General features: G+C 55.1%; 1 rRNA gene. It reads right to left on the minus strand.

Annotation, left to right across the window (positions count from 1 at the left end):
- Positions 1-142: 142 nt before the first annotated feature.
- Positions 143-1,665: ribosomal RNA gene (locus FB478_RS20990) — 16S ribosomal RNA — on the minus strand.
- Positions 1,666-1,851: the final 186 nt, after the last annotated feature.

The following is a 1,851-nucleotide window of genomic DNA, read 5'->3' on the forward strand; positions in this document are numbered from 1 at the left end:
AGAAAAAACACGCAGCCGCTATTTGCTGATATTCCACCCATGAGCACCCGCCACGGAACAATCGTCCATGCTGCGGGCTTGCTTCCTGACAACCCCCCACACCGGCATTCACCAGCACAGAAGAGTTGGAGGTGCTCCTTAGAAAGGAGGTGATCCAGCCGCACCTTCCGGTACGGCTACCTTGTTACGACTTAGTCCCAATCGCCAGTCCCACCTTCGACAGCTCCCTCCCACAAGGGGTTAGGCCACCGGCTTCGGGTGTTACCAACTTTCGTGACTTGACGGGCGGTGTGTACAAGGCCCGGGAACGTATTCACCGCAGCGTTGCTGATCTGCGATTACTAGCGACTCCGACTTCATGGGGTCGAGTTGCAGACCCCAATCCGAACTGAGACCGGCTTTTTGGGATTAGCTCCACCTCACAGTATCGCAACCCTTTGTACCGGCCATTGTAGCATGCGTGAAGCCCAAGACATAAGGGGCATGATGATTTGACGTCGTCCCCACCTTCCTCCGAGTTGACCCCGGCAGTCTCCTATGAGTCCCCACCATCACGTGCTGGCAACATAGAACGAGGGTTGCGCTCGTTGCGGGACTTAACCCAACATCTCACGACACGAGCTGACGACAACCATGCACCACCTGTAAACCAGCCCCAAAGGGGAAACCACATTTCTGCAGCGGTCCGGTTCATGTCAAGCCTTGGTAAGGTTCTTCGCGTTGCATCGAATTAATCCGCATGCTCCGCCGCTTGTGCGGGCCCCCGTCAATTCCTTTGAGTTTTAGCCTTGCGGCCGTACTCCCCAGGCGGGGCACTTAATGCGTTAGCTACGGCGCGGAAAACGTGGAATGTCCCCCACACCTAGTGCCCAACGTTTACGGCATGGACTACCAGGGTATCTAATCCTGTTCGCTCCCCATGCTTTCGCTCCTCAGCGTCAGTTAATGCCCAGAGACCTGCCTTCGCCATCGGTGTTCCTCCTGATATCTGCGCATTTCACCGCTACACCAGGAATTCCAGTCTCCCCTACATCACTCTAGTCTGCCCGTACCCACCGCAGATCCGGAGTTGAGCCCCGGACTTTCACGGCAGACGCGACAAACCGCCTACGAGCTCTTTACGCCCAATAATTCCGGATAACGCTTGCGCCCTACGTATTACCGCGGCTGCTGGCACGTAGTTAGCCGGCGCTTCTTCTGCAGGTACCGTCACTTACGCTTCTTCCCTACTGAAAGAGGTTTACAACCCGAAGGCCGTCATCCCTCACGCGGCGTCGCTGCATCAGGCTTTCGCCCATTGTGCAATATTCCCCACTGCTGCCTCCCGTAGGAGTCTGGGCCGTGTCTCAGTCCCAGTGTGGCCGGTCACCCTCTCAGGCCGGCTACCCGTCGTCGCCTTGGTAGGCCATTACCCCACCAACAAGCTGATAGGCCGCGAGTCCATCCAAAACCACAAAAGCTTTCCACCAACCACCATGCGATGGAAGGTCATATCCGGTATTAGACCCAGTTTCCCAGGCTTATCCCAGAGTCAAGGGCAGGTTACTCACGTGTTACTCACCCGTTCGCCACTAATCCACCAGCAAGCTGGCATCATCGTTCGACTTGCATGTGTTAAGCACGCCGCCAGCGTTCATCCTGAGCCAGGATCAAACTCTCCGTTGAAGTAAAACAAAAACAGACACAACCACAACCACCGGAAATAACGGCAGAAACAGCTGCACAAAATTTGAAACCAGCTAAAAACACCATGCACACCACGGGGTGGCGGCACAGCACAATCAACCAATTACATACATAATCGGTATCAACAAACTTGGCACACTATTGAGTTCTCAAACAACAGACACA

It is taken from the genome of Arthrobacter sp. AG367, from assembly GCF_007828995.1.
GTDB lineage: Bacteria > Actinomycetota > Actinomycetes > Actinomycetales > Micrococcaceae > Arthrobacter.